Genomic DNA, 793 nt, shown 5'->3' on the forward strand with positions numbered 1-793 from the left:
GGGGGGGGGGGGGGGGGGGGGGGGGCGGGGCGCCCCCCCCCCCGGCCGCCAACACGTCCACGTCCAGCGCCTCCAGGGTCAGCGCGTCGGCGGTGCCGGTGACGGGCAGGGCCAGCCGGTGCCGGTCGTAGCCGGGCGCGCCGGGCAGGGCACGCCGGGCGCCCTCGAAGGCGCCGGCGTCCCGGATGCCGCGCACCACCGCGTCACGTTCGGCCGGAACTGCGGTAACGATCAGCGCGCGCATGAGCTCACGCCCCTCGGTCGTGCACCGCGCCGCGGGGAGACCGGGAGACCCGCGACGCGGGCCGGCCCACGGCCTCGGGCGGTCCCGTGGCGCTCGGTGCGGCGGAGTGTGGGTGGTGGTGCGGCCGTACGGGCCTTGCGGGCCGTACGGGTGTGGCGGGTGGTGCCCGGCGCCGCCGTCGTACGGGATGTCGTGCCGTACGGGGCGCCGCCGTCGTGCGGGGACGGGCTGACCGGGCGAGCCCGGAGCCGGGCCAACCAGGTCAGCCAGGCCGGTCGGACGGCCCCTGCGGGGTGTGCGGCCGGTGGCGGGTGCGGGGGCGGGCGCGCCCCCGGGCGGAGCCCGGTGAACGTCCCTCCGAGGAGCGTACGGGGTGGTACGCCGCTGGGGGAGCGTGCGCCGCGGGCGCCCGGTGGTGCCGGGGCCGGCCGACCCGGCGGGGGCGGGCGGGCGGGGCCGGGCCGGGCGGGGGGGGGGGGGGCGGGGGCGGCGCCCCGACCCGCCGGGGATCGGCCCGCGAGAGACTTCCCGTACGGAACGGGCCCGCGC

The 793-nt window shown here is 82.3% G+C and carries 1 pseudogene; it reads right to left on the reverse strand.

The annotated features are described in order from the left end of the window. Positions 1-244, reverse strand: a pseudogene (locus AAHZ94_RS34745) (futalosine hydrolase); the annotation flags it as partial. Positions 245-793: the final 549 nt, after the last annotated feature.

This window comes from Streptomyces sp. HSW2009, assembly GCF_040240285.1.
Classification (GTDB): domain Bacteria; phylum Actinomycetota; class Actinomycetes; order Streptomycetales; family Streptomycetaceae; genus Streptomyces.